The organism is Methylocella sp. (genome assembly GCA_037200525.1).
In the GTDB taxonomy this organism is placed as follows: domain Bacteria; phylum Pseudomonadota; class Alphaproteobacteria; order Rhizobiales; family Beijerinckiaceae; genus Methylocapsa.
This window is the reverse complement of sequence record JBBCGG010000001.1, coordinates 1,742,953-1,768,155: the sequence shown is the minus strand read 5'-3', so window position 1 is coordinate 1,768,155 and position 25,203 is coordinate 1,742,953. Positions and strand designations below refer to the sequence as shown.

25 protein-coding genes and 2 pseudogenes are annotated in these 25,203 nt (G+C 60.2%); 11 read left to right on the top strand and 16 right to left on the bottom strand.

Annotation, left to right across the window (positions count from 1 at the left end; translation table 11 throughout):
• Nucleotides 1–36 precede the first annotated feature (36 nt).
• Nucleotides 37–801, top strand: coding sequence for an endonuclease III (gene nth / locus WDN46_08535; protein MEJ0093470.1), 765 nt, complete (start codon nucleotides 37–39; stop codon nucleotides 799–801).
• Nucleotides 802–815: 14 nt separating this feature from the next.
• On the opposite strand, the pseudogene WDN46_08530 reads toward nth, so the two are convergent.
• The 3 genes and pseudogenes from WDN46_08530 to WDN46_08520 all read right to left on the bottom strand — a co-directional run bounded on the left by WDN46_08530 (nucleotide 816) and on the right by WDN46_08520 (nucleotide 2,540).
• A pseudogene (locus WDN46_08530) lies at nucleotides 816–1,582 on the bottom strand (IS5 family transposase).
• Between the two features lie 83 nt (nucleotides 1,583–1,665).
• Entirely contained in the window at nucleotides 1,666–2,421 is a 756-nt protein-coding gene (locus WDN46_08525) for an ABC transporter permease (GenBank protein ID MEJ0093469.1), read from the bottom strand.
• A complete protein-coding gene (locus tag WDN46_08520; protein ID MEJ0093468.1) occupies nucleotides 2,418–2,540 on the bottom strand; it encodes a hypothetical protein in 123 nt (40 codons plus the stop codon). Before WDN46_08520 ends, WDN46_08525 begins: the two co-directional genes overlap by 4 nt.
• A gap of 276 nt (nucleotides 2,541–2,816) precedes the next feature.
• Here WDN46_08520 and WDN46_08515 point away from each other — a divergent pair.
• The 3 genes and pseudogenes from WDN46_08515 to WDN46_08505 all read left to right on the top strand — a co-directional run bounded on the left by WDN46_08515 (nucleotide 2,817) and on the right by WDN46_08505 (nucleotide 4,285).
• Nucleotides 2,817–2,987, top strand: a pseudogene (locus WDN46_08515) (transposase).
• Nucleotides 2,954–3,577, top strand: coding sequence for an IS5 family transposase (locus tag WDN46_08510; protein ID MEJ0093467.1), 624 nt, complete (start codon nucleotides 2,954–2,956; stop codon nucleotides 3,575–3,577). Before WDN46_08515 ends, WDN46_08510 begins: the two are co-directional and overlap by 34 nt.
• A gap of 93 nt (nucleotides 3,578–3,670) precedes the next feature.
• Entirely contained in the window at nucleotides 3,671–4,285 is a 615-nt protein-coding gene (locus WDN46_08505) for a lipase family protein (protein ID MEJ0093466.1), read from the top strand.
• A gap of 47 nt (nucleotides 4,286–4,332) precedes the next feature.
• Here the strand turns inward: WDN46_08505 and WDN46_08500 are convergent, their stop codons facing one another.
• The 4 genes from WDN46_08500 to WDN46_08485 are packed head-to-tail and all read right to left on the bottom strand — an operon-like array spanning nucleotide 4,333 to nucleotide 8,522.
• Nucleotides 4,333–5,268, bottom strand: coding sequence for an ABC transporter ATP-binding protein (locus WDN46_08500; protein ID MEJ0093465.1), 936 nt, complete (start codon nucleotides 5,266–5,268; stop codon nucleotides 4,333–4,335).
• 37 nt (nucleotides 5,269–5,305) lie between these two features.
• Nucleotides 5,306–6,454 carry an ABC transporter permease gene (locus tag WDN46_08495; GenBank protein MEJ0093464.1) on the bottom strand — a complete coding sequence of 383 codons (1,149 nt, stop codon included), beginning with the start codon at nucleotides 6,452–6,454 and terminating at the stop codon, nucleotides 5,306–5,308.
• A gap of 50 nt (nucleotides 6,455–6,504) precedes the next feature.
• Nucleotides 6,505–7,395: a glycine betaine ABC transporter substrate-binding protein gene (locus WDN46_08490; GenBank protein ID MEJ0093463.1), complete on the bottom strand. Its 891-nt coding sequence runs from the start codon at nucleotides 7,393–7,395 to the stop codon at nucleotides 6,505–6,507.
• Nucleotides 7,396–7,430: 35 nt separating this feature from the next.
• The gene (locus tag WDN46_08485; GenBank protein MEJ0093462.1) at nucleotides 7,431–8,522 is read right to left on the bottom strand and encodes an AAA family ATPase; all 1,092 of its coding nucleotides are present in this window, start codon (nucleotides 8,520–8,522) and stop codon (nucleotides 7,431–7,433) included.
• 244 nt (nucleotides 8,523–8,766) lie between these two features.
• On the opposite strand from WDN46_08485, the gene WDN46_08480 reads away from it, so the two are divergent.
• The 4 genes from WDN46_08480 to WDN46_08465 all read left to right on the top strand — a co-directional run bounded on the left by WDN46_08480 (nucleotide 8,767) and on the right by WDN46_08465 (nucleotide 11,464).
• The gene (locus WDN46_08480) at nucleotides 8,767–9,276 is read left to right on the top strand and encodes a DUF3455 domain-containing protein (GenBank protein MEJ0093461.1); all 510 of its coding nucleotides are present in this window, start codon (nucleotides 8,767–8,769) and stop codon (nucleotides 9,274–9,276) included.
• Between the two features lie 111 nt (nucleotides 9,277–9,387).
• Nucleotides 9,388–10,263, top strand: a complete 876-nt coding sequence (locus WDN46_08475) for an S-methyl-5'-thioadenosine phosphorylase (GenBank protein MEJ0093460.1) — start codon at nucleotides 9,388–9,390, stop codon at nucleotides 10,261–10,263.
• Nucleotides 10,260–10,793, top strand: a complete 534-nt coding sequence (locus WDN46_08470; protein ID MEJ0093459.1) for an adenine phosphoribosyltransferase — start codon at nucleotides 10,260–10,262, stop codon at nucleotides 10,791–10,793. The genes WDN46_08475 and WDN46_08470 overlap by 4 nt, the downstream gene beginning before the upstream one ends.
• 140 nt (nucleotides 10,794–10,933) lie before the next feature.
• Nucleotides 10,934–11,464, top strand: coding sequence for a copper chaperone PCu(A)C (locus tag WDN46_08465; GenBank protein MEJ0093458.1), 531 nt, complete (start codon nucleotides 10,934–10,936; stop codon nucleotides 11,462–11,464).
• Between the two features lie 20 nt (nucleotides 11,465–11,484).
• Here WDN46_08465 and WDN46_08460 read toward each other — a convergent pair whose 3' ends face one another.
• On the bottom strand, nucleotides 11,485–13,677 hold the full coding sequence (locus tag WDN46_08460; GenBank protein MEJ0093457.1) for a TonB-dependent receptor: 2,193 nt from the start codon (nucleotides 13,675–13,677) through the stop codon (nucleotides 11,485–11,487).
• A gap of 191 nt (nucleotides 13,678–13,868) precedes the next feature.
• Here WDN46_08460 and WDN46_08455 point away from each other — a divergent pair, with 191 nt between their 5' ends.
• The gene (locus WDN46_08455; protein MEJ0093456.1) at nucleotides 13,869–15,875 is read left to right on the top strand and encodes an acetyl/propionyl/methylcrotonyl-CoA carboxylase subunit alpha; all 2,007 of its coding nucleotides are present in this window, start codon (nucleotides 13,869–13,871) and stop codon (nucleotides 15,873–15,875) included.
• Between the two features lie 81 nt (nucleotides 15,876–15,956).
• On the opposite strand, the gene WDN46_08450 is transcribed toward WDN46_08455, so the two are convergent.
• Nucleotides 15,957–16,472 (bottom strand): Hsp20/alpha crystallin family protein, encoded by a 516-nt coding sequence (locus WDN46_08450; protein ID MEJ0093455.1) that lies wholly within the window; start codon nucleotides 16,470–16,472, stop codon nucleotides 15,957–15,959.
• Nucleotides 16,459–16,620 (bottom strand): hypothetical protein, encoded by a 162-nt coding sequence (locus tag WDN46_08445; GenBank protein MEJ0093454.1) that lies wholly within the window; start codon nucleotides 16,618–16,620, stop codon nucleotides 16,459–16,461. Before WDN46_08445 ends, WDN46_08450 begins: the two co-directional genes overlap by 14 nt.
• 120 nt (nucleotides 16,621–16,740) lie before the next feature.
• Here WDN46_08445 and WDN46_08440 point away from each other — a divergent pair, with 120 nt between their 5' ends.
• Complete coding sequence (locus WDN46_08440; GenBank protein ID MEJ0093453.1) at nucleotides 16,741–17,094, top strand: hypothetical protein; 354 nt, start codon at nucleotides 16,741–16,743, stop codon at nucleotides 17,092–17,094.
• 87 nt (nucleotides 17,095–17,181) lie between these two features.
• Here the strand turns inward: WDN46_08440 and WDN46_08435 are convergent, their stop codons facing one another.
• The 4 genes from WDN46_08435 to glyA are packed head-to-tail and all read right to left on the bottom strand — an operon-like array spanning nucleotide 17,182 to nucleotide 20,740.
• Nucleotides 17,182–17,796, bottom strand: coding sequence for a riboflavin synthase (locus WDN46_08435; protein MEJ0093452.1), 615 nt, complete (start codon nucleotides 17,794–17,796; stop codon nucleotides 17,182–17,184).
• Nucleotides 17,796–18,908: a bifunctional diaminohydroxyphosphoribosylaminopyrimidine deaminase/5-amino-6-(5-phosphoribosylamino)uracil reductase RibD gene (gene ribD, locus WDN46_08430; protein ID MEJ0093451.1), complete on the bottom strand. Its 1,113-nt coding sequence runs from the start codon at nucleotides 18,906–18,908 to the stop codon at nucleotides 17,796–17,798. Before ribD ends, WDN46_08435 begins: the two co-directional genes overlap by 1 nt.
• Nucleotides 18,905–19,423 (bottom strand): transcriptional regulator NrdR, encoded by a 519-nt coding sequence (nrdR, locus tag WDN46_08425; GenBank protein MEJ0093450.1) that lies wholly within the window; start codon nucleotides 19,421–19,423, stop codon nucleotides 18,905–18,907. Before nrdR ends, ribD begins: the two co-directional genes overlap by 4 nt.
• Nucleotides 19,424–19,435: 12 nt before the next feature.
• Nucleotides 19,436–20,740, bottom strand: a complete 1,305-nt coding sequence (gene glyA, locus WDN46_08420; protein ID MEJ0093449.1) for a serine hydroxymethyltransferase — start codon at nucleotides 20,738–20,740, stop codon at nucleotides 19,436–19,438.
• Between the two features lie 434 nt (nucleotides 20,741–21,174).
• Here glyA and WDN46_08415 point away from each other — a divergent pair, with 434 nt between their 5' ends.
• Nucleotides 21,175–22,575, top strand: coding sequence for an OmpA family protein (locus tag WDN46_08415; GenBank protein ID MEJ0093448.1), 1,401 nt, complete (start codon nucleotides 21,175–21,177; stop codon nucleotides 22,573–22,575).
• 68 nt (nucleotides 22,576–22,643) lie between these two features.
• Here the strand turns inward: WDN46_08415 and WDN46_08410 are convergent, their stop codons facing one another.
• Nucleotides 22,644–23,951: a L,D-transpeptidase family protein gene (locus WDN46_08410; GenBank protein MEJ0093447.1), complete on the bottom strand. Its 1,308-nt coding sequence runs from the start codon at nucleotides 23,949–23,951 to the stop codon at nucleotides 22,644–22,646.
• Between the two features lie 460 nt (nucleotides 23,952–24,411).
• Nucleotides 24,412–24,924 (bottom strand): winged helix DNA-binding protein, encoded by a 513-nt coding sequence (locus WDN46_08405; GenBank protein MEJ0093446.1) that lies wholly within the window; start codon nucleotides 24,922–24,924, stop codon nucleotides 24,412–24,414.
• Between the last annotated feature and the right edge of the window lie 279 nt (nucleotides 24,925–25,203).

Below are 25,203 nucleotides of genomic sequence, written 5' to 3'. Positions count from 1 at the left end.
CTTCTATCTCCAGCTATTGGAATCTATAACGCGCATATGGTCAAAAGGACTACCGCAAATCATCCCGTTTCGCAGCCCCCGCAGTCTCCGGCCGGGCCGGTCGCGGCCCCGCCAAAGAAGCACAAATCCCCGGTGACAGCGGCGCCGTCGCGGCGGAGCCCGCAGGATGAAGCCCGCATCGCCGAGATTTTTCGCCGTTTTGCGGCCGCCGATCCCAGTCCGAAGGGCGAGCTCAATTTTGTGAACCCGTTCACGCTTCTCGTCGCGGTTGTGCTTTCGGCGCAGGCGACCGATAGCGGCGTCAACAAAGCGACCGGGCCATTGTTCGCCGTCGCCGATACGCCGCATAAAATGCGGGCTCTCGGCGAGGATAAAATTCGCGAAATGATCAAGACGATCGGCCTCTACCGGACCAAGGCCAAGCATGTGGCCGCCTTGTCGCGGCTGCTTGTCGACAATTTCGGCGGCGAAGTTCCGAACGATCGCGAGGCTCTCGAAGGGCTTCCGGGGGTTGGCCGCAAGACCGCAAATGTCGTGATGAACACGGCGTTTGGCGCTCCAACGATCGCGGTGGACACGCATATTTTCCGCGTCTCCAACCGGATACCGCTAGCCCCCGGCAAGACGCCGCTCGAAGTCGAGCGCGGTCTCGAACGGATCATTCCGGACGCGTATAAATTGCACGCGCATCACTGGCTGATCCTGCATGGCCGCTACGTCTGCAAAGCCCGCCGTCCAGAATGCGAGCGCTGCATTATTTCCGACCTTTGCGAATTTCCGGGCAAGCTCGTCCCGTCCTAGGCAGTAGTGACGAATTACCTGAGCATGATAGCAATAGCGGCGAGCAATACGAAGCCTCGGTAGTTTGCGAGGAGCTTGTCGTATCGGGTTGCGACGCGCCGGAACTGCTTCAGTTTATTGAAGAAACGCTCGACGAGATTGCGCTCCTTGTAGAGCGCCTTGTCGTAGGGGAGCGGCGCGCGGCGATTGGATTTTGATGGGATCACCGGCTCAGCCTCACGCATAAGAACAGCCTTGCGCAAGTGATTGGCGTCATAACCTTTATCGGCGATGATCGCATCGGCCGCAAAGCCTTCGATCAGGGCGTGCGCTTTTGTGATGTCGTTGCGCTGCCCAGGTCCGAGAAGGAGCCGAACGGGGTTGCCGAGTGCGTCTGTCGCGGCGTGGATTTTGGTGCTCAAACCACCGCGAGAGCGGCCCAGGCCTTGGGCATCCGCCCCCCTTTGGCGATCCTTGCGCCGGCCGCGTGCTGATGGGCGCGCACGATTGTTGAGTCGATCATCAGCCATTCGAGATCGGCCTCGGCGGTGAATGCCTCAAGAAATCCGTCCAAGGCGCCGCGCTCGATCCAGCGATAGTAGCGGCGTTTCACCGCCTGATGGTCGCCGAAGCGTTCGGGCAGATCGCGCCAGCGGCCGCCCGAGCGGGCCATCCATAACAGCGCGTCGACGAAGCGTCGATTGTCGCAGCGCGGCCCGCGCTGGCCGGCTCTTCCGCCTGGCACAAGATCACAAAGCCGCTCCCATTGATCGTCTCGCAGCGCATCGACATCCCGAATCATCAAGGCTGATCTCCAAAAATCAGCCTTGAATCATGGAAAGATCCTCGCGAGAATCCCTCAAACGCCGAATTCGTCACCACGGCCTAGTTCTGGGCCGGACGCAAAAACTCCTCCAGCGCCGCGAAACCGCGATCGACCACAACGGCGAGCAGCGCGACAATGACCGCCCCCTGTATGACATAGGCGGGGTTCGAGGCTGAGAGTCCTTCGATGATGGGCGAGCCTAGCGACAGAGCGCCAGCGGTCGAGCCGATCGTCGCCGTTCCGATATTGATGATGACGGCGTTGCGCAGTCCAGCGAGGATGAAAGGCAGCGCCAGCGGCAGATCGATCCGCCACAGGATATCGGATGGCGAAAAACCGATGCCTGAGGCGGCATCCCGTGCGGCGATGGGGACGCCGCGAATCCCGGTGATGGCGCCTTCGAGAATCGGTAGAATAGCATAGAGACTGAGAGCGGCGAGCGTCGGCGCCGCGCCGTAGCCAAGCAGCGGAATGGCGAGCGCCAACACCGCGACCGGGGGAAAGGTCTGGCCGACGGCGGCGATGGCGCTGACCATAGGCGCAAATTCGCGCCCGCTTTGGCGCGTGACAAAAATGCCAAGTCCTATCCCGATCGTCGCCGCAATGAGGCTTGAGATCGCGACAAGCTGGCAATGCGCAATAGTCAGCTCAAAAAAGCTCGCGCGCGTATAGAGCGGATGCGGGTCGCCGGGAAACAGCGCCCGGAACAAAGGCGCGCTCAAGGGCATCGCCGCGATCAACGCGATAAAAAGAAGCGCAAGCCAAAAGACTGGCTGACGCGCGCGTCGGGCCGCGACCGTGAACAGCCTTGTCATTTCCCGCCAATTGTCATGATCTCGATAGAGGTGACCGTAGTCTCGAATTTCCTCCCTTGCAAAGAAAGTGAAATCCGGTAGCGTTTCAGTTTGCCGGTATAGAGTGAGGAGCTATTCATGTCGCCGCCGCAGACCGTCGGGACCCTTCCGCATACAATCACATGGGCCCCTGGCGACTTGCCAACTTTGCGTGCGGCCTATTCCGACCGTACAGCAGCTTTGATGGCGTACCTGGCTGCGTTTGCTTATGATCACAGCATCGAGGCCTTTGTAAATGATCAGAGCATCGAGTCCGAGCTGCCGCCCCCAGTGCCAATGAAGCTTTCTTCCCTAGGCTCAGGACCTATTAAATTTGCCTGAGATGTGATTCCTGGTCTCCGCATGGGGAGGCTGGGATGAGTGATTTGTTTTTGTTGGGCGAGCGGCAGATGGCGCGGCTTGCGCCGCATTTTCCTCTGTCGCATGGCGTTCCGCGGGTTGACGACCGTCGGGTGGTCAGCGGAATCGTCTATGTGATCCGCAACGGCCTGCAATGGAAAGATGCGCCCAAGGATTACGGGCCGCACAAGACGCTTTACAATCGCTTCATCCGCTGGAGCCGGCTCGGCGTCTTCGACCGCATATTCGCCGCGCTCGCTGGCGAAGGTCCAAAGCCCGAGCGCATCATGATCGACGCCACGCATCTGAAGGCGCATCGCACAGCGGCGAGCCTGCTCAAAAAGGGGCTCTTCCCCGCCGTATCGGGCGCACGAAAGGCGGACTGAACTCGAAGCTCCACGTCGTTTGCGACGGCGCCGGCAAGCCCCTCGTCATGTTGCTCTCGGAGGGCCAGATGAGCGACCACAAGGGCGCGCGGCTGATGCTCAAGGCTTTACCGCCCGCTTCAATGTTGATCGCCGACAGGGGCTACGACAGCAACTGGTTCCGCGCCGCGCTGAAGGCCAGGGGCGTCGAGCCCTGCATCCCGCCAACCAGAAGCCGCAAGCTTCCCATTGCCTATGACAAGACGCTCTACCGCCAGCGTCACAAAATCGAGAACATGTTCGCCAAGCTCAAGGACTGGCGGCGCATCGCAACCCGCTATGATCGATGCGCCCACACCTTCTTCTCCGCCATCTGCATCGCAGCCGCCGTCCTCTTCTATCTCAATCAATGAGTCCTGAGCCTAGGTTTCAACAGGCTCTGGTCATTCCATAATGGGCTGACGAACGGCTGGGCCTATCTCGCCGCCAGCCCCGACATAATAGTATTGTCATTTCGTGGAACGCAAACGAAGCAGGATTGGCACACGAATTTCCAGGCCGCTCTAATTCATCCTGCCAATACCGATAAGAATCTGCTTGTTCATTCTGGCTTTTACAACGCCTTCGAAATCCTTGCGGATGGCGCCAACGGGCTCGGCGCAAAACTCTTGGAAATTAAAACCACGACAAGCGGCGTCCCAATCTATATCACCGGGCATTCTCTCGGCGGCGCGCTAGCGCAGATCGCCGCCGCCGTCTTGGGCGATGATCGAGTTGCTGCATGCTATACATTTGGGTCTCCGCGCGTCGGAAATTCTTATTTTGACCTATGGGTGAAAGTGCCCAGCTATCGGGTCATCAATTTCGCGGACATTGTTCCTCAGGTGCCGTTGCCAATCATATATCGGCATTCAGGCGATCCTCGCTATTTGCCTGATCCAGTAACTACATCGCCATATCGTTATCAACCGAACTTTCTGACTCGCTCTCGGCAATTCGCCCAAGGCGTCGTTCAGTTCATCAAGGCCGGGGGCTCGATACTTGGCATTGCAGACCATTCGATAGCCGAATATTCTAGTAAGCTTGATAAAATCGCGGATGTGCGCGCTCAGAGCAGGTGACGGATAGATGGAGGCGGCCTGAGCATCGCCCTCAGCGATCTATAGAGTCAATTCGCATGATGGCCCGCGACAATATCGGCAATGTCGATTTCCCCGAGGCTCGCGCCATTATCATCCACGACATGAAGGCGCGCGTGATGACGTTCGAGCATGAGGTTCAGCGCATCCTTGAGACTGGCTGACGCTTTGATCGTTGCGCCGAGGGAGCCGGAGCCCGGAGCGGCGCGTTCGCCGACTTTCACAAAGTCGAGCAAGCGAAACCCCAAAGCCTCGCGACCCAGAAAAGCGCGGACAAAATCATTTGCTGGATGCAGCAGGATCTGCGCCGGCGCGCCTGTCTGAACTACGCGGCCCTTGTTCATCACCAACACGTCAGTGGCGAGACGCAGAGCCTCATCCATGTCATGCGTGACAAAGACAATCGTCTTGTCGCTTTGGGCATGCAGACGACGCAATTCGTCTTGCAGATTTGCGCGGCTGACCGGATCGAGGGCGGCGAAAGGCTCGTCCATCAGGATGATGTCTGGATCGGCGGCAAGCGCACGGGCGACGCCGATGCGCTGCTGCTGACCGCCCGATAATTGTCGCGGATAGCGCGCCAGAAGGCTGCGATCGATTTGCAGGAGACCGACGATCTCCTCGACGCGCGCGTCGATTTTGCCTCGATTCCAACCAAGCAGGCGCGGCACAGCCTCGATGTTTTCGGCGATGCTCCAATGCGGAAAAAGGCCGCCGGATTGGATCACATAGCCAATGCCTCGCCGTAGCTCGACTTTGTCGAGGGCGCTGATGTCTTTCCCGCGAATTTCGATCGTTCCGCGATCAGCCTCGATCATCGCGTTGATCATGCGCAGCACAGTGGACTTGCCGCAGCCGGAGGGCCCGACAAAAACGAAAAAGGCGCCGGCCTCAATGCGCAGCGAAAAATCTTCGACCGCCGACGAGGGGCCAAAAAACTTCGACACATGGCGCAACGCGATCATGTTCTTCTCCGTTTGACGCCCAGCACAGCGGCGCGGACTATCTCAGCAATTCCGCGGACGATAGGCTTCGTCTTGCCGCAGCAAGCAGCATTTGAAAGAGAAAATCGGCGGCGAGCGCGAGGAGAATGATCGGGATTGCGCCCAAGAGCACAAGTTCGAGCGCATATTGTCCGATGCCCTGAAACACGAAGACGCCAAGGCCGCCCGCGCCGATGAGGGCGGCGACGGCGGCAAGGCCGATCGCCTGGATCGCGACGACGCGCAATCCTGAAATCAGCGCCGGCAGCGCCAGCGGCAATTCAACGCTCAAGAATAACGCGCGGGCGTCAAAGCCCATGCCGATGGCGGCGTCTTTCACGTCCTCAGCGACCTCTGCGAAGCCGGTGTAAAAACTTCGGACCAAAGGCGGCAATGAATAGAGCGTCAGGGCGATGATGGCGGGCGCTGCGCCGATTCCGTCGATTCCGAGGCTGCCCAAAACCGGCCAATGCGCGCTGAGCGCCGAAAGCGGCGCGATCAAGACGCCAAACAGGGCGATCGAGGGTATCGTCTGGACGACGCCAAGAACCGCGAAGACGACGCCCCGCGCAGGCCGCCGGCGCACGACGATCGCAGTCAGCGGAATGCTGACAAGCAGCGCGAAAAAAATGGCTGCGCCGACGAGGCTGAGATGGCGGCCTAGTTCGCGCATGAATATGGCGCGATGATCGAAGAATTCTCTGGCCAGCGCGAGGTTAGAGAAACTCCTTGCCTGCGCCATAAGCGCGAAACCGCCCGCCAGCGCAGCCCCAAGGCCGATTTGCGCGGAAAGAGAGAGGTTGGCCCGCTGCGCGGCGTCGAGCATCGCGAGAAAAGCGACGGCGAGCAAAACCCAGAAGGCGGCGCCAAGCGAAATGCGCGCCGCCGGCGAGCCGGTTTGCGCGAGTTGATCGGCGAGCCGCCCGGCCCCGGAAAGGCAAGCCCAGAGCAGCGCCGTGCCGACGAGCAAGGTCGCGAAAGAGCGCGCCTTCACGTGTGCTGCGAAAGATAAGAGCGCGAGGCCAGCGAGGCTGAGAATTACGGTCGCAGTTTCCAGCGCGGGAGCGCGCCAAAGAGGCAAAGCAACGCCATTGACGAGAGCGTTGTTGGCGTGACTCAAGAAACCGCAGAAGGCAAGTGCGACGGCGCCGAAGCAGCAGAGCGTCAACAGCACGCGGTCATGAATTCTCGCATGAATTCCCAGCAGCGCGCGCGGCCTCACAGCAAGTCTCGCTCGATCAAATATCGTCGCGCGACGACGCTGGCGTCCTCCCCCTCGACCGCCACTTTCTCGTTCAGACCGCGCAGAGTTTCGAGATCAAGACGAGCGAAGACAGGCGCCAAAACAGCCGCTATCTGCGGATAGGCTAAAAGCGTCGCCTCCCGCACCACTGGCGCTGGCGCATAGACGGGCTCGGCGTGGCGAGGATCCTCCAGCGCATGAAGATCAAGGGCTGCAAGGCCGCCATCGGCGCCATAGGCCATGGCCGCATTGACGCCCGAAATTCCATCGGCTGCGGCCTTCATCGTCGCTGTGGTTTCGCCGCCGGATAAAACCAGAAGCTGCGTCTCGTCCAGCCTAAAATCATAGGTCGATTCAAAAGCGGGAAGGCCGGCCTCGCTCTCGACGAATTCGGCGGAAGCCGCCAGTTTGATCCTGTTTCCGGCGCGAACAAAACCTGCGAAATCCGCCAGCGTCCGTAAATTCTTGGCGCGGGCCAGCGCGTTTGGAATGGCGATGACCCAAGCATTGTCCGCCGGCGCCGGCGGCAACCAGACGAGGCGGTTTTGCGCATAGTCCAGCGCCGCCGCGCGAGCGTAGCCGGCGGCGGCGTTCTTCCACACTGGATCAGCCTCTTGATGAAAGAAGAACGCCGCATTGCCCGTATATTCGACGCAAAGATCAACCGCGCCGGACAGCAAGGCTTGCCGCAGAATCGCGGTCGGCCCTATTTGCAGCTGATTGACTGTCGGAACGCCGGCGCGCGCCAGCGTCAGCAGCATCATCTGCCCAAGCAGAGCGCCTTCAAGATCGAGTTTCGAACCGACGACGACAGGCGCGCCGGCCAAAGCGCGGGGCGCAAAAAGCGTCGCGAGCGAAGCCAGCAAGACGCCGCGACGCGAAAACTGCCGCCTCGCATCCATCAGACGACGACCGTCAGCCGCTGGGCCGCGCGGGTGATGCCGGTATAGAGCCAACGATTGCGATGCTCGCGAAAAGCGCCGCTTTCATCGAACAGCACCACCGAATTCCATTGCGAGCCCTGCGCCTTGTGGACCGTCAGCGCATAGCCGTAATCGAATTCGTCGGATTCCCGCCGCGCCTTTGGCAAGAGGCTCTCTTCGCCGCCTTGGAAAAACTCCGGCAGCACGCCGATGCGGAGCGGCTTGCGCGTCGGATCATCCTCCGGCACGACGTTCAGCGCGAGTTTCTTCTTGCGCGTCGTCCCAGTGGTTTTCACCATCCAGATGCCGCCGTTGAGGAGACCTTTGGTCTTGTCGTTCTTGAGGCAGACCAATTTATCGCCGGCCTCCGGAAACTCCGACTCATGGCCGAACAGTTCGCGCATTCTTTTGTTGTACGATCGACGCGTGCGGTTCAACCCGACCAGCACCTGATCGCTCGCCGTCACCGCCGCTGAATCGATGTCGCGACGCTCGATCACCCGGCTTTCGCCATAAGCCCCGAGATGAAGGCGGCCGCCCTCGCGCACCAGCATCGACATCTGAATGATCGGATTGTCCGCCGCCTGGCGATGCACTTCGGTCAGCATCACATCGGGCTCGGCCTCGGTGAAAAAGCCGCCGCCGCGAACCGGCGGCAATTGCGCCGGATCGCCAAGAACGAGCACAGGCTTGCCGAACGACAAAAGATCGCGGCCAAGTTCGGCGTCGACCATCGAGCACTCGTCGATGATGACGAGGCTCGCCTTGGCGACATTGCTTTCCTCGTTCAAAACGAAAGTCGGCTCCTCCGCGTCAACCTCGCGCGGGCGGTAGATCAGGCTATGGATGGTGCGCGCATCCTTGCAGCCCTTGGAGCGCAGCACCAGCGCCGCCTTGCCGGTGAAGGCGGCGAAGGCGACCTCCCCCTCCGTATCCTCGGCAAGTTGCCTGGCGAGCGTCGTCTTGCCGACGCCGGCATAGCCAAACAGCCGGAAAACCTGCGGCTCGCCGCGCTTCAGCCATGCCGCGACGGCCGCAAGCGCGCCTTCCTGCTGCGGCGACCAGCTCACAGCAAGGCCTTGGTTTTTGCGGCTTCGGACTTCAAAATCAAACACATGCGCGGATTCCAGCTACGGCGTCTCGCCCCCCGATGGCGCCGCCCGGTTCGATCAGCGTGCAGGGTCTTGGCCGCAGCCGTCAAGGGCTTGCTCCTGCGCCTATGACAAGGGATTGATTGATTCGCAGGCTGGCGCGGCGGACAAGCTTACGGTAGGTTTGTCTACGCCAGCGAGCGTTGGCAATGGAGAACGAAAGATGAAAAGAATTGCCATCGCTATTGCTCTGGGGAGCTTTATCGCCGCAGGTTTTATAGAGCAAGCTTTGGCGGTCGACGCGCTCGCCGCGCCATCTGGAACAAAACTCGCGCTTGAGGCCTATGCCGACGGCGTCCAGGTTTACGTCTGCACAGCCAAGGAAAAAGGCTTCGCCTGGGTCTTCGACGGACCGGCCGCCACGCTTTTCAACGCTCGCGGGCGGGAGATCGGCACCCACGGCAAGGGGCCGATGTGGACGCTTGGCGATGGCTCGGCCATCACGGGCGAAGGCGTCGGCAAGAAAGATTCGCCAAAAGCAGACTCCATTGCGTGGCTGCTTCTCAAGGTCAATTCCCATGCTGGGACCTACGGGCAGCTTTCCAACGTCACCTATGTCCGCCGGATCGATACAAAGGGCGGCAGCGAGCCGGCCGACGGCTGCGATAGCCATAATCAGGGCGATATTGCGCGGATTCGCTATTCGGCGACCTATCAGTTCTATGCGCCCTGATTAAGCCCGGCGACGAACGCGCCATACCGCGAACTCCGACCTCTTGATCCTCCCTCTTGCGCGCCCCGCCAGCGCAGTTAAAACTGCGCCGTTCAAGAAGCCGGAGCTCGCATGACTAAAGCAATGATAGGAATCATCGGAGGATCGGGCGTCTACGATCTCCCGGGTCTTGAAGACGTCCGCGAAGAATATGTCGCAACGCCTTGGGGCGAGCCCTCCGACGCGCTGCGTTTTGGCCGCATCGGCGCGACGCAGGCGGTGTTCCTGCCTCGCCATGGGCGCGGACATAGGCTATCGCCGTCCGGCATTAATTATCACGCCAATATCGACGCGCTAAAGCGCGCCGGCGTCACTGATATCGTGTCGGTATCCGCCTGCGGCTCTTTCAAGGACACACTCTATCCTGGCCTCTTTGTCCTGGTGGATCAGTTCGTCGATCGGACGTTTGCGCGGCAAAGCTCGTTTTTCGGCAATGGCTGCGTCGCTCACGTCTCGATGGCCCATCCCATCGCCCCTTTGTTGCGCGCCCGCATCGCCGCGGCGGCTGAAGAGGAGGACATCGCCTGCGTGGACGGCGGAACCTATGTCTGCATGGAAGGCCCTCAATTCTCCTCGCTCGCCGAATCGCAAGGCTACAAGACGGCGGGCTATGACGTGATCGGCATGACCGCCATGCCCGAAGCCAAGCTCGCGCGCGAGGCGGAAATTTCCTATGCGACGATAGCCATGGTCACCGATTACGATTGTTGGCATCCGCAGCACGACAATGTCGACGTCGCCTCGGTGATCAAGGTCGTTCAAGCCAACGCCGGCAACGCCTCGAGGCTCCTGGCGCGGCTGTTGCGCGACTTCCCGGCGACGCATCAGCCCTGCCCGATCGGATCGGACCGCGCGCTCGATCATGCAATTCTGACGTCGCCCTCCGCGCGCGATCCCGAACTCATGAAAAAACTGGAGGCGATCATGCAGCGGGTCAATCATTCATGACATTCGACCTTAAGGGCGCGATCCGGACCATTCCCGACTATCCAAAGCCCGGCATCCTGTTTCGCGACATCACGACTTTGCTCGGCGACGCCCGCGCCTTCCGCCGCGCCATCGATGAATTGGTGCAGCCCTGGTCTGGCAACAAGATCGACAAGGTCGCGGGCATCGAGGCGCGCGGATTCATCCTCGGCGGCGCGGTGGCGCATCAACTTTCCGCCGGTTTCGTGCCGATCCGCAAGAAAGGCAAACTGCCTCACACCAAGGTTTCGATCGCCTACTCGCTCGAATACGGGCTGGACGAGATGGAGATGCATGATGACGCCGTGGCTGCGGGCCAGAGGGTCATCCTCGTCGATGATCTCATCGCGACCGGCGGAACGGCGACGGGCGCGGTCGGACTATTGAAGAAAATCGGAGCCGATGTCGTGGCAGCATGCTTCGTGATCGATTTGCCCGACCTCGGCGGCGCCGACAAGATCAGGGCTCTCGGCGTTCCAGTCCGCACCCTGATGAGCTTTGAGGGGCATTGAGCCACAACAGGAACGGCCACGGCCTAACTGTTTTGATTGCCGCCTTGGGGTCAGCGTCGCAGCGACAACCTCAACCGCTGGGGCTGCGACCGTTCGCCGCCGATGTCCTCGCGCGGGCACTATCATACGCGGAGATTTTGATGTCCATTCTTGCTCTTGCTCGCTTCGGCCGCGCCCGAGCCTTGCAGCGTCGATTTCGCTGTGTTCTCGCATCGATCGCCCTGCTTGGCGCGACCGGCGAGGCCTTTGCGCTTGACTTCAAAGCCGGCTCGATCGAGGTCGTTCAACCCTGGTCCCGCGCGACGCCCGCAAACGCCAAGGTCGCCGGCGGTTATGTCGTCATTCGCAATCATGGCGACGCGCCGGACCGTCTCGTGTCAGCTACGGTGGAAGTCGCCGGCCGCGCGGGGATTCACGAGATGACGATGAAAGACGGCGTCATGAGCATGCGGCCGCTCGCTGATGGCGTCGCTATTCCGGCCAACGGCGAGGTTGCGTTGACGCCCGGTGCTTATCACCTGATGCTCCTCGATCTGAAGCGCCAGCTCAAACAGGGCGAGACATTCGCCGGAACCTTGACCTTCGAGAAAGCCGGCCCGGTCGACGTTACCTTCGTCGTGGAGGGGATGGGCGCGACTGATGCTGGACATCAGGGCGCCGATCACAATTAGCGACATATCGTCGTTTAGCTTCAAAAGCGCTGGGTCAGTCCCGCCAGGATCGTGCGGCGAATGCCAAATTGCGGCGCGCCGACGCCAACGCCCGTGCCGTCGCGAATCTCGTAGACGGAATCGGTGAGATTTAGAACGTCAAGCCGAAGCTCCGTCCCTGCGCCAATGCCGAGATCGAGTTTCTGCACGATGCTGGCATTGACGACGGCATAGGCAGGCAAGGACGCGCCGTTCGGCACGGTTGGCGTACTGGAGCGAAGGCCGCTTTGCCCCAAGAGATCCATCGACACGCGGGTCAGATATTTGGTCCCCATGTTGAAGGTGTAAGCGATGCCGCCGGACGCCGTCCAAGTCTGGTCGTGATCGAGGTGGATGAAGTTATTCTGGATAAAGGCGAGCTCATCAGGCGCGAAGTTGAACTGCGCCGAGACAATGTTTTCGCCCATCGCGCGCGACCACGCGACATTGCCATAGAGCGACCAAGGTCCCTGATCGTAACTGGTCGTGAACTCGGCGCCGGCGACGCGCCCAGTCGCGTAATTGAACGCCGAGAGGATGATCGGCGCGCCGAACTGGCCTTCGTCGATCAGATCCGTCGCCAATTTATAATAGCTGTCGACGCCGACGGTCCAACCCGGCAGGACGATTTGACTGATGCCGACATCGAAATAATGCGAGCGTTCGGCCTTGACTGTCGAATCCTGGGTGACGGCGGGCGCGCCCGACGTATTGGCGAAGAGGCCAATGCTGTTCGACGACACGAGTTCGAACGGCGGCGGGACGAAGTAACGCGAATAGCCAGCGTGTATGGTCGTCGTATCGGTCGGCTTCCAGACCAGGTTGATGCGAGGGCTGACCTGAGTCGCCTGCGTAAATTCATCGACGCCGTCGAAGCGGAGTCCGTAATTCAACGTCAAAGCTCGCGAAATTCGCCATTCGTCCTGGACATAGGCGCCGTATATCAGGCCGGTCCGGCTGCTGTTGTCGATGACGTTGATCGGCTGGTTGGAAGTGGGCGCGCCGTTAGCATCGAGCGGAATCACATTGGAGGACGTGTTGGACGTCGAACCCTCTACCTGGACCAAAAAACCGCCGCGCAGCGTGTGGCTATCGTTGAGCCGCCAACTGGCGTCCTCCTGGACTCCGCCCGCTAGATTGGTGCGCGTCGCGTTCTCCTGGACGCCGTTGAACAACAGATCGGAAAAGGGGTCGGGGCTATAGCCGAGCGTGCTGTTGCGCATGAACAGCGACGTTTGCGTGTCGATGGCGTCGATGTGCTTTTGCAGCGAGAGCACGCCAAACTGCGTCGCCTCGGTCTGCGTCTGATTGCTCAGACTGCTGTTGACGTTCGAGACTCCATTCACGTTCAAGCCGAGCGATGGCGTCTGACCCGGATTATTCGGAAGCTGGAAATTGCCGAAGAAGGCGCCGCCGAACACGCTGACGCGGGTGTCTGGATCCAAAATGTCGTTCACAATGGCAAAACCGTGCCATTGCTGCGTCTCGTCATGCAGAGCGTTGAACGAGGACGCGGGGTTTTCAATGCCGCGATTGTTCTGCATGTAGTCGCCGGTAACGAACCAATCGGCCGAACCAAGACGCCCGCCATATTCGAAGCTGGGCTGCAGCCAGCCGAAGCCGCCGCCGTACATCGAAACCGAGACGCCGGGGTTGGTGATGCCGGTCTTGGTTTGAATGTCGAGCACGCCCGCGGTCTGGAATCCATATTGCGCCGGCAATGCGCCAGTGAGCAGCGAAATGCTCTGAGCGAAGCGGGTTTCGAGCGCCTGACCGAATACCGAAAGCCCTTCCGGCAGTTCCACCCCGTTGATCCGGAATTGAACATTGGCGTGATCGCCGCGGACATGGACCTGACCGAAACTGTCTTGCGCGACGCCCGGCGCTTGCAGAAACACCTGGTTCAACGGCGCATTCGCGCCTTGCGGAACTGTCTGCAACGCCTGCTGATTGAAGTTGTAGGTGCTGGCGCCGAGACTTGGTTGGATTTGCAGCCGCGCCTGATCGAGCTGCTGGGAAATGACCTCGATCGGATCGAGAGTGACCTCGTCCGCCCCAGCCGCCCCTTGCGGAGCAGGTGCGGAGCCACCCGCGTTTTCCGGAGCTGGCGTGGTGCCGGCCGCAAGAGCGGACCCTGCGGCCAGCGCAAGGCTCGGAGCCAGGGCGAAAGCAAAAAACGCGCGACGCGGCAACATATTATTCCCCTCAAAGTGGCGCCGTAACGCCAAAACCAATGATAGAGGTACGTTATAATGTTACATCCATCCAGTCCAGCCCTGGCTGTGAGTCTTTTGTGCATGGACGCGCCTTCCCGGCTTAGCCTACAAATGACGCAAGAGGATTCGAACTCGCGGCTCGCCGCCCGATCGCAAATTCCGGGGATCAAATGTTCAAGAAAATTCTCATCGCCAATCGGGGCGAGATCGCCTGCCGGGTGATCAAAACCGCGCGGAGGATGGGAATTTCAACAGTCGCGGTCTATTCGGACGCGGACAGAGACGCGCTGCATGTCCAACTGGCGGACGAAGCGCTCGCCATCGGCCCCTCCCCGGCCGCGCAATCGTATCTCGACATCGAAAAGATTGTCGCAGCCTCCAAGGCGAGCGGCGCGCAGGCGGTGCACCCCGGTTACGGATTTCTCTCGGAGAGAGCCGCCTTCGCCCAGGCGCTGCTAGATCAGGGAATCGTTTTCATCGGGCCAAACCCCAAGGCCATCGAAGCCATGGGCGACAAGATCGCGTCGAAAATATTCGCCAAAGCCGCCAATATATCGATCATTCCGGGATTCATCGGCGCCATCGAGGAGGCCGCTGACGCCGCGAAAATCGCCGAAGGGATCGGTTATCCGGTCATGATCAAAGCCTCGGCCGGCGGCGGGGGCAAGGGCATGCGCATCGCCTATGCGGCGGAGGATCTTGCCGAAGGATTTTTACGCGCGAAGTCGGAAGCGAAGTCGTCGTTTGGCGACGATCGCGTATTCATCGAAAAATTCATCGACGATCCGCGCCATATCGAGATTCAAGTTCTGGGCGACAAACATGGCGCCTTGATCCATCTCGGCGAGCGCGAATGTTCAATCCAGCGCCGCAATCAAAAGGTGATCGAGGAAGCGCCCTCCCCTCTGCTCGACGAGGCCCTCCGCGGCGCGATGGGCGAACAGGCGGTCGCCCTCGCCCGCGCCGTTAATTACGACTCCGCCGGCACCGTCGAATTCATCGTCGATCAGAATAAAAATTTCTACTTTCTCGAGATGAACACGAGGCTGCAGGTCGAGCATCCCGTGACCGAACTCGTCACCGGCGTCGATATTGTCGAGCAGATGATCCGCGTCGCCGCCGGCGAGCCGCTGACGATCAAGCAATCGGACATCCACATGCGCGGTTGGGCGATCGAAAGCCGCATCTATGCGGAAGATCCCCAGCGGAATTTCCTGCCTTCAACCGGGCGGCTCAGAACCTATCGGCCGCCGACCGAAAGACGCCGCGACGGCGTTACGCTGCGCATCGACGCCGGCGTCGGTGAAGGCGGCGAGATCTCGATCCATTATGATCCGATGATCGCCAAGCTGGCGACCCACGCGGGAGATCGCGGCGGCGCCATCGAAGCGCAGGCGCAAGCGCTCGATCAATTCGCAATCGACGGCATCCGCCATAACATCCCTTTTCTCGCGGCCGTGATGGGCCACCCGCGCTGGCGGGCTGGCAGGCTCTCCACGGGCTTTATCGCGCAGGAGTTTCCGGCCGGCTTTGCGCCGCTTTCCCCTTCAAACGAAATGGCGCATCGCCTCGCCACAGTCGCCGCATCGGTCGATCATGCGATGAATGAACGCAAGCGCCTGATCTCAGGGCAAATGCATACGTCGCGCCCTGTGAGCTTCGAGCGCGACCGCTCCGTCCTCCTCGGCGGAGCGCGTTATGACGTGCGCCTCGATGATGGCGACGCGGGCCTTTTGGTGCGCTTTGAGGCGAGCGGGCAGGCTCATCTTTGCTCTTCGAACTGGGGGGCGGGTCAGCCGGTGTGGACCGGCGCAATCGATGGCGAGCCGATCTCGATTCAGTTGCGCCCAATCCTTAACGGCTTCGCCTTGATGCATCGCGGCATCGCGGTCGAGGCCTATGTGTACACCCGGCGGGAAGCCGAGCTCGCAGCGTTGATGCCGGAAAAGGCGTTGGCGAACGGCTCCAAAGCCCTGCTTTGCCCGATGCCCGGCGTCGTCAAGGCGATTCATGTGGCGGCGGGACAAGACGTCAAAGCCGGGCAAGCCCTCTGCATGCTCGAGGCCATGAAGATGGAGAACGTCCTCCATGCCGAGCACGATGTCACCATCAGGAAGATTTGCGCCAAAGTCGGCGATTCCCTCGCGGTCGAGACGGTTATTATGGAGTTTGTTTGAAATTTTCCCCGCCTCGCTCCGGCGGCGCGGCCTGGCGCGTGCGCTGCAAGCGTCAGGCCAAGGTCGATATTAGGGTCAATATCAATGCTTCGTCGGCCCGTTGATTTCGATGCGTTTCATCTTTGATTGCGCCGGCGCGGTCTTCGGCAAGGTAACCTTGAGCAGTCCATTCCTGAATGACGCCTCGACCTTGTCTTCTTCAATGTCGAGACCAAGCGAAATCCGGCGTTCGAACCTGCCATAGAATCGCTCGCTGAACTGGCGGTCCTTGTCTTCGATTTCAGCTTTCTTTTCGCCGCGAATAATCAAGTTGCCCTCGTTCAACAGAAGTTCGACGTCTTTTTCTTCAAGTCCGGGGATCTCGGCAGAAATGAGGATGTCTTTCTCGGTTTCATTCACCTCGATTTTCGGCCACGCCATATTGGCGAGACCATGCCGGCCGCCAAATAGCGCCGGCGCATCGAAGCCGCGAAAAGCGTCTTCGAGAAGCCTGTTCATCTGGCGCTGCAGCGCGGTCAGGCCGCCCATTCCTTCGCGATAAAAGTCCGGCGGCTGATCTGAGCCTCGCGTCCAAGACATGAGATCACGCATGTTCATGACTTTTCTCCTCGATTCGAGCTTGCCAAGCCCTCAGGATCAAGTCGTTGACGCCGATCGGCGCATCGCTGCGCGGGTTTGACTGCGCGGACAGGCCCACAGCCGATGCGTTCGGTCGCGTCAGGCTTGCCGAGCGGCCGGCGTTCAAAACTTAGAGCGCGAACGATCGGGTTCAAGAGGAGCCAACCGGATTTCGCTTTCATCTTTTCGTCGCATCTCTTTCGCAATTACTCTTGCGCGCTGGCGCAGACCAAGTCATTCTTGAGGTTTGACAGCGGCATTACGCCACGCCAATGGCGAACCTTCGGCCGCGATTGGAGAGGCCATGATCATTGAATATGATTTCGGCAAGAAAGAACGGTCCGGCGCGAAGCGGATCGCAAAATCTTCAGACGACGAGGCTCAGCGCGACCCCCAGATTTTGGCCAGTCAGCCTTTTCCCGATCGCGCCAACCTGCGCGCTACGCTGTTGGAGAAGGCGTTGCGCGACGCCCACGCGGCTCATTCAGCCTTCGCCGCAAACCCGGCGGCCTCGGCCGAAAAAATCCTCGTCGACAAATCCGAATATGCGCGTTTGCTCCGATGCAAGGAGATCATCGAGGCGGCGCTGGCGAAGTTGTGAGCGGCCGCCAATCCTCATGCTGAGCGGCAGGCAAAACTCGCCTGCTTTCGACGGATGTTTCCAGCATCGCAGCGCTGAAGATTCTCCTCACGCCGTTTGCGCCGGATGTTCGCTCAACCGCGCCGCATAACGCGCCATCAGGTCGACTTCGAGATTAACAGCCTCGCCGACGCTCTTCTCGCCCCATGTCGTGACCAGCAGCGTATGCGGGATCAGCAGAACCGAGAACGCATCCCCCGCGACGCTATTGACAGTTAGTGACACGCCATCGAGCGAAACCGAGCCTTTTTCCGCAATGAAACGCGCCAACGCCGGCGGGGCGCGTAAAGCAATGCGCCTCATGCCGTCGAAATCCTCAATGGCGAGAATTTCCGCAATCCCATCGATGTGGCCGGTGACGATATGGCCGCCAAGTTCATCGCCAAGCTTCAGGGAGCGCTCAAGATTGAGTTTTACTCCCGGCTTCCAGTTCGCCGCCGTGGTGCGCGCGAGCGTTTCAGCGGCGACATCGACGTCGAACCAGGTTTTGTCGTCCAAAGCGCCTATCCCGACCGCCGTCAGACAGGGGCCGCCGCAGGCGATCGAGGCTCCGAGCGCGATCGTTTCGGGAGCGTAGGAGCAAAGCACGCGGACGCGTCGCAAGTTCCCCCGCGCTTCGACCTTTGCCACCTCGCCAACATCGCTCACAAGACCGGTAAACATCACAAAACTCTTTCGCTGCGGGTCAAAACATCGTCCCCGACGCTGCGCGTCTCGACGCGCCTATAGCGACGCGGATCATCCAGCGCGGCGGCGCTGGCGGCGGCGAGCCCTGCAAGCCCCTCCCGCCTGAGCGCCATGGGACTCCTAAAGAGAAGCACGTCATCGGCGAACCCGCGACTGATCAGGGCTTCCGCCAACGTCGGGCCACCCTCGCAAAACACCCGCGTTATGCCTCGAGCGGCAAGATGCCTGAGCGCCGCCGCGAGGTCGACATGGCCGGCCTTGTCGCGAGGCGCGAACGCAACCTCGACATTGTGCTCCTTGAGGCGAGCGGCGGCGGCTTCCGACGCGCCCTTCCCGGCGATGATCAAAGTCGGATAAGCGCCAGCCGTCGCAACCAGCCCGGACGTCAACGGGATGTTCAGCCCGCTATCGAATATGACTCGCAAAGGCTTACGCGCGCACAGTCCCGGCAGCCGCACGGTGAGCAACGGATCGTCGGTCAGAACCGTTCCGCTCCCGACCAGAATGGCGTCATGCATCGACCGCATGACATGGACGAGGCCGTTCGCAATGGGACCGGTTATGGCGATGCGAGGCTTATCCCGCGGGCCGCCTGCAAAGCCATCCGCCGTCAACGCAAGCTTTAAGGTGACCATCGGCCGCTGGATTGTGACGCGAAGCATGTGGCCGAGATTGGCCCGCATCGCCGCATCGGCCAGAACATCCGTGGTCACATCTATGCCAGCGTCGTTGAGGAGCTGATAGCCGCGTCCCGCCACGCGGAGGTCCGGATCGCCAATCGCCGACACGACGCGGGAGATCCCCGCCTTAATAATTGCTTCGGCGCAGGGCGGCGTGACGCCGTGGTGGCTACAGGGTTCGAGGGTCACGTAGAGCGTCGCCCCTCGAGCCGCTTCGCCGGCATCGCGCAACGCCTCGGTTTCGGCGTGAGGCCGGCCGCCCGGCTTGGTCCAGCCGCGCGCAATAATCGCCCCATCCTTGACGATCAGGGCCCCCACCGCAGGATTTGGCGCGGCGCGCCCAAGCCCACGCCGCGCGAGGGCGATCGCGGCCGCCATGAACCGCGCATCCAAATCGGCATCGATCATGCCTGGCTCGGCGAGCGCGTTTTTGGCGGCGCCGGAGCGATCTCGTCATCGGCAGGAGCAAGCGCCTCGCCGGCCAGTTCATCAATTAAATTATTGAAATCGCGCGCCTCGCGAAAATTACGGTAGACCGAGGCGAAGCGGACATAGGCGACGCTGTCGAGGGAGCGAAGGCCCTCCATGACGAGCTCGCCGATCTGCTGGCTCTGCACTTCATTCTCGCCCTGGCTCTCGAGCTGGCGCACAATGCCATTGACCATGCGCTCGACGCGATCCGGCTCGACCGGACGCTTGCGCAAAGCGTGCTCAAGCGAGCGCATCAGCTTGTCTCGTTCAAACGGAACCCGGCGGCCGGACTTTTTCAGAACCGTCAACTCGCGCAGCTGCACGCGCTCGAAGGTCGTAAATCTGCCGCCGCAGTCAGGGCAGACCCGCCGCCGCCGGATGGCGGAGGCGTCATCTGTTGGCCGCGAGTCTTTGACCTGCGTTTCAAGACTGCCGCAATAAGGACAGCGCATCGCGACAGAGCCTCAATAGATCGGGAAGCGATCCGTCAACTCTTTAACCGTGGTCTTGACCTTGGCTTCAACCGCAGCATTTCCGGCATCGCCGTTGGCCGAAAGGCCATCCAAGGTTTCAGCGATCAACTCGCCGATTTTCTTGAACTCCGCGACGCCGAAGCCGCGCGATGTGGCCGCCGGCGAGCCAAGCCGAATTCCCGAGGTCACCATTGGGCTGGCGGTGTCGAAAGGCACCCCATTCTTGTTGCAAGTGATCGAGGCGCGACCCAGCGCGGCTTCCGCCGCCTTGCCGGTCAAAGTCTTGGGCCGCAAATCGACCAGCATCAGATGGTTGTCGGTGCCGCCTGACGCCAAATCGAAACCGCTGCTCTTGAGAGTCTCCGCCAACGCACGGGCGTTATCGACAACCTGACGCGCGTAAAGCTTGAAATCGGGCTGCAGCGCTTCGCCGAAGGCGACGGCCTTGGCCGCAATCACATGCATCAACGGGCCGCCCTGAAGGCCTGGGAAGACCGCCGAATTGATTTTCTTTGCGATGTCGGCGTCATTGGTCAGAATCAAGCCGCCGCGCGGGCCGCGCAAAGTTTTATGCGTCGTCGAGGTCACGACATGGGCGTGCGGGAACGGCGAGGGATGCGCGCCGCCAGCCACCAATCCGGCAAAATGCGCCATATCGACGAAGAAATAGGCGCCGACCGAATCCGCGATCTCCCGGAAACGGGCGAAATCCCAATGCCTCGGATAGCCCGAGCCGCCGGCGATGATCAGCTTCGGCTTGTGCTCCGCAGCGAGGCGGGCGACGGCCTCCATATCAATCAGATGATCGTCGCGGCGCACTCCATAGGAAATTGGCTTGAACCATTTGCCGGAGAGGTTGACGGGCGAGCCATGCGTCAAATGGCCGCCTGCGGCGAGGTCGAGGCCCATGAAGGTATCGCCCGGCTGCAAAAGGGCGAGAAACACCGCCTGATTGGCTTGGCTGCCTGAGCTTGGCTGAACATTGGCGAATTTGCAGTCGAACAGGCGCGTAACACGCTCGATCGCTAGCGTCTCGGCGATGTCGACGAATTGGCAACCGCCGTAATAGCGACGTCCCGGATAGCCTTCGGCGTATTTGTTGGTCAGAACCGAGCCCTGAGCCTCGAGCACCGCCTTCGACACGATATTTTCCGAGGCGATGAGCTCGATCTCATGCTGCTGCCGACCAAGCTCCAGTTCGATCGCCTTGGCGATCTCGGGATCGGCATCCTTGAGACTCGCTTCAAAAAATGAGTTCGAGGCGAGGCTGCCTTTGTCAGCGTTAGCTTGGCTCATATTGAGAGCTCCTTTTGAGTACGGAGAAACCTACAGCGGCACCGAAGCTGTCGGCAAATCGGCCCGGCGCATAATGTCGAATAGTCGCCATACCATGTAGCTCCGCGCGCGTGAAGGCGCAGGGTGAAGGGATTGCCGGAAGGCGGCTGCGGCTTGGCGATCGCCTACTGGGTAAAAATTGGGCAGATTCAACCGAGCAGATAAATAAAGACATTATCCCAACAGATCGCCCTTCCGGCGGTGGACGAAACGAGGCCCCCAGGTCGATAATATAGGGATGACGTGTGAGCGTCACTAGACCAGCGGCGTCAGCCGACCGCATGCCCGCGCCTGAATCCCGCGCTTGGGGCGAAAGTCGGTAGACCCGTCATGGCGCGAAAGATCGACATAGATCGATCGAGAGCTAGCATCGTTATGGGAGGAGGATCGGAAAAATGGCATTATTCGACGCGCTTATCGAAGACGTCAAATCGCGATTTAGTCTTGGATCCCAAGCCGCTCCGCTCATTCAGGAGCTGCTGCGTCAGATCACCGGCGATCCTGGCGGCGTTGATGGCTTCCTCGACAAATTCAGGGCCAGCGGACTTGCGCCGCAAGTTTCCTCCTGGCTCGGCAAACCCGACAGCAACGCAATCGCGCCGCACGCCGTGGAGAAGGCGCTCCGCGGAGGCGCCGCGACGATCGAGAAAAAAACCGGGCTAGGGAGCGGAATTGTCGCCGCCGCGCTCGGCTATGCGATACCGAGAATTATTGGGCTGCTGACGCCGGGCGGCCTCGTTCCAACGTCGATCCCAGCTTCGGTCGCGAGTTTTCTTGAAGGGCCCATCACTGCGACGCCTTCCCCCTCCCGCGCGCACAGCATGTTTCGCCGGGTAGAATCGGCTCCGCGGCGCAGCCTTCGCGGCGAGGATACCTCTGGCGTAAACAGGTGGATTTTTCCGGGCGTCGCCGCGCTCCTTGCAACCGGGTTCGTGGCGCATTTTGTGCCAAAGCAGGCTAAGCCTCCTGTCGTCGCCACCCCAGCTCAATCGACTTCGGCTGCATCAACTCCCGCGCCCGTAGAAACTGCGCCGGCGGAAACTGCGCCGAGGGCGCCGGCGCGCCTGGCCCTCAGCAATGCAGATGGCGCGATCCTTTTTTCGGGCGTCGTCGCAGACAACGCAACCCGAGACTCGATCATCGACTCGCTCAAGACGGTGTTCGGACCCAACAAGGTCTCAGGCAATCTCGCCGTGGAGGCTCACACCGCCGCGCCGCCGTGGCTTCCCAAATTGCAAGCGGCCCTGGCGGCTTTGAACATATCTCGCTCGAAGGCCGTGTTTGAGGGCAATACGTTGAGCGTCGGGGGAGTCATTCCCGACGCGGCTCGCGAGGAAATTCTCGCTACCTTGAAATCAATTTTTGGCAATCAATTCGAATTTGCGAATTTATCGCGCGTCGCGACGAAGCCAGTTACCGACCTCTCGGCGCCGCAATCGGGCTTCAGCGGCAAAGATCTGGTTGGCGTGCTCAACAAGACGGTTCTCAATTTTGCGACAGGAAGCGCCGAGGTTGAGGCAAGCAGCAAACCGCTCCTGACGCAGGCGGCAAACTTGATCAAGCAATTGCCGGCCGGAACCGTCGTTCACATCAGCGGCTATACGGACAGCAGGGGCGATCCGGCCGCTAACCTCGTTCTATCGCAACACCGCGCTGATTCCGTCCGCCAAATCCTCGTCGACGCAGGCGCAGACCCCGCCAGCCTGATCGCCAAGGGATATGGCAGCGGAAATGCAAGCGGAAGCGATGCCGGCCAACTGAACGAACGACGCATCGAATTCAGCGTCGGCCCTTAACTAAGCCGGAGTTTTGTCAAGCCACCGCGAGCATGTCGCGGTGGCTTCGTTTTTCTTTGAGCGATCTTTTATTGTTGGTCGTCGTCGAAGGGCTCGAGCGGCTGCCCGCGCGTACTGAGCGAACGTTGCGCGGCCGGTTGCGGTTGAATCGCCTGCTCAAGCGGCGCGGGCGCGGAGGCATTGGAGGCGACCGGTCCAAACCCGTCGCGCTGATAAATGTCTTCGCGGAATTGGGCGAGACCGTCGGGCGTCGCCCAAGCCGTGACATAAACCCAATACACGGGAATCGGCGTCGCGATCTTGGCGTCGATGCGCTGGCCGGAGCGGATCGCTTCATCGATATGCTCGCGATCCCAGCCCGGCGTGTCCTTGAGCAGCCAGGTCACATAGTCGCGCACGTTCTGCACCCGGATGCAGCCAGACGATACGAACCGGACGTCATCCCCGAAGACGCCCTTTTCCGGGGTGTCATGCATGTAGACGCCGTAGGGATTGTTGATGTTGATGCGGACGACGCCGAGCGAATTGATGTCGCCGCCCGGATCCTGGCGGAATTTATAATTGACCGCGTCCAGCGAATTCCAATCGATCTGGCTGGCCTCAACCTCTTCGCCGCTCTTGTTGAAGATCCGGATTTTATGGTCGCTGAGATAGTTGGCATCTTTTTGCATCCGCGGAATCAAATCCTTGCGGATGATTGAGACGGGCACGGTCCAATAGGGGTTGAAATTAATGTCGATCGCTTTGGTCATCATCACCGGCGACTGACGGTCGATCTTGCCGACGCCAGCCTCGTGATGCGTGGCGACGACGCCGTTTTCAACCGTTTCAACCGCCATCGCCGGAATATTGGCCATGACGAAACGCTCGCCGAGGTTGCCCGAGTATGAACGCAAGCGGACCAGATTGATCTCGAGCTGATGCAGGCGCACATCGGCTGGGATATTGAGCGCGGCGAAGGTTTCCTTGGAGACGACGCCTGTCTGCAACAGCCCATGCCTAGCCTGGAAATGCTTCACTGCGGCGTCGACATAAGAATCAAAAATCGGAGAGGCGCCGGCAGAGGCGTCAAGATCGTCCGAAGCCGCCAACCGTTTCCTCAGCGCAACGACGGCGCTCCCGTTGACGCCGAGTTGCAGCACATGCGTCGCGGGAACCATATTCCAGCCGCCGTTTGCGACGATCTGCCGGTAGGATTCAATCGCCTGCTCCGTCGCCGCCAAGGTTTGCGGCGAAAGAACCGGCGTATTTGAGCGGGTGACGGCCAGATGCGGATCGGCGTCGTAGCGCTGCGCCCACTCCGCTTGTTCGCCAAATTGCGCATCGCCGGGGGCGGCAAGCGCATGAAGGGACGGGTAGAAACAAAAGCCAGCCATCAAAGCGGCCAAGGCCGTTCCGCGCCGCAAGGCGATTCGCGCTGAACCGATCAAATTTGTCGTCACTTTGAACTCCAACCTTCGATACGCCAAGCTTCGCTCTCCCATGCCCTGCTCCTTTACTTCGGCGCGCGAATCTGGCGATTCGTCGCGGCGGCGGCATTGCGATGACGCGCGCAAGGCCGCTTAAAGCGATGCTAGACCCGATCTCGAAGACCACGTTTGAGGCTCAGCGGCAAACCACAGCCGCGTGAAGGCCCAAGCCCAGCCACATCCGGCCTTCCCTTAGCATCCCGATGGTTAACAAGAGACAAACAGGGAGGCAAATCTAAGGCAATGCGGTGATTTGCATGGGCGGTGCGTTTGGCCGCCCCGCATCGCACATGATATATTGCTTTCCGTTCAGTAGAGAATTGCGCAAACGCTTACTTAAGCTTGGCTTTTAACCGTAAAGCTGTCATCAAAGCCGGTATCGAATTTGATCCGCCCAAAATCGCTCGAGTCGAACCAGCGATTGATTGAACCGGGCGAACTCGTCCGAGGCGATGCCGCCAATCTGTTCCACCGTGGCTACATGCTTATCATAAAGCCCGGACACGATATCATGCACATCGCGGCCCTTTTCGGTCAGACTGATGCGCACCGCCCTGCGATCAATTCGCGAGCGCGCGTGGTGAAGATAGCCGGTTTCAACCAGCTTCTTTACATTGTAGGAGACATTGGAGCCGAGGTAGTAGCCTCGCGTGCGCAACTCGCCGGCGGTCAGCTCCTTATCGCCGATATTATAAAGCAAGAGGGCCTGCACCGAGTTGACGTCGCTGCGGCCGCGCCGGTCAAATTCATCCTTGATGACGTCAAGAAGCCGGCAATGCAGGCGTTCGACCAAAGTCAAGGCTTCGAGATAGACCGGGCGAACCTCGGCCGGCCGCTCCCTGCGAGCCAGCGACGCGTCGCTCTTCAGCGCATTATTCATAACCACATCCTCGTCTTTTGCCTGCGGCGCCGATTCGCTTGGCGCTCCATGGCGCAAATTTAGTTGCAACTAATGAAAACCAGTTTAAGCAAAAAACTGAATCAACTCTTTATCTAACGCCAAAAATCATATTCTTAACTAAATTGAAAGTTTGCGATTACATATGTTGAGATTATTAATACCATTAAGTAGACGATATGTTTTGCGTATTTAATGTTAAAAGTTGCATAATACATCAGATATAATTATTTATAGTCACATACATCTCATAACTATCTG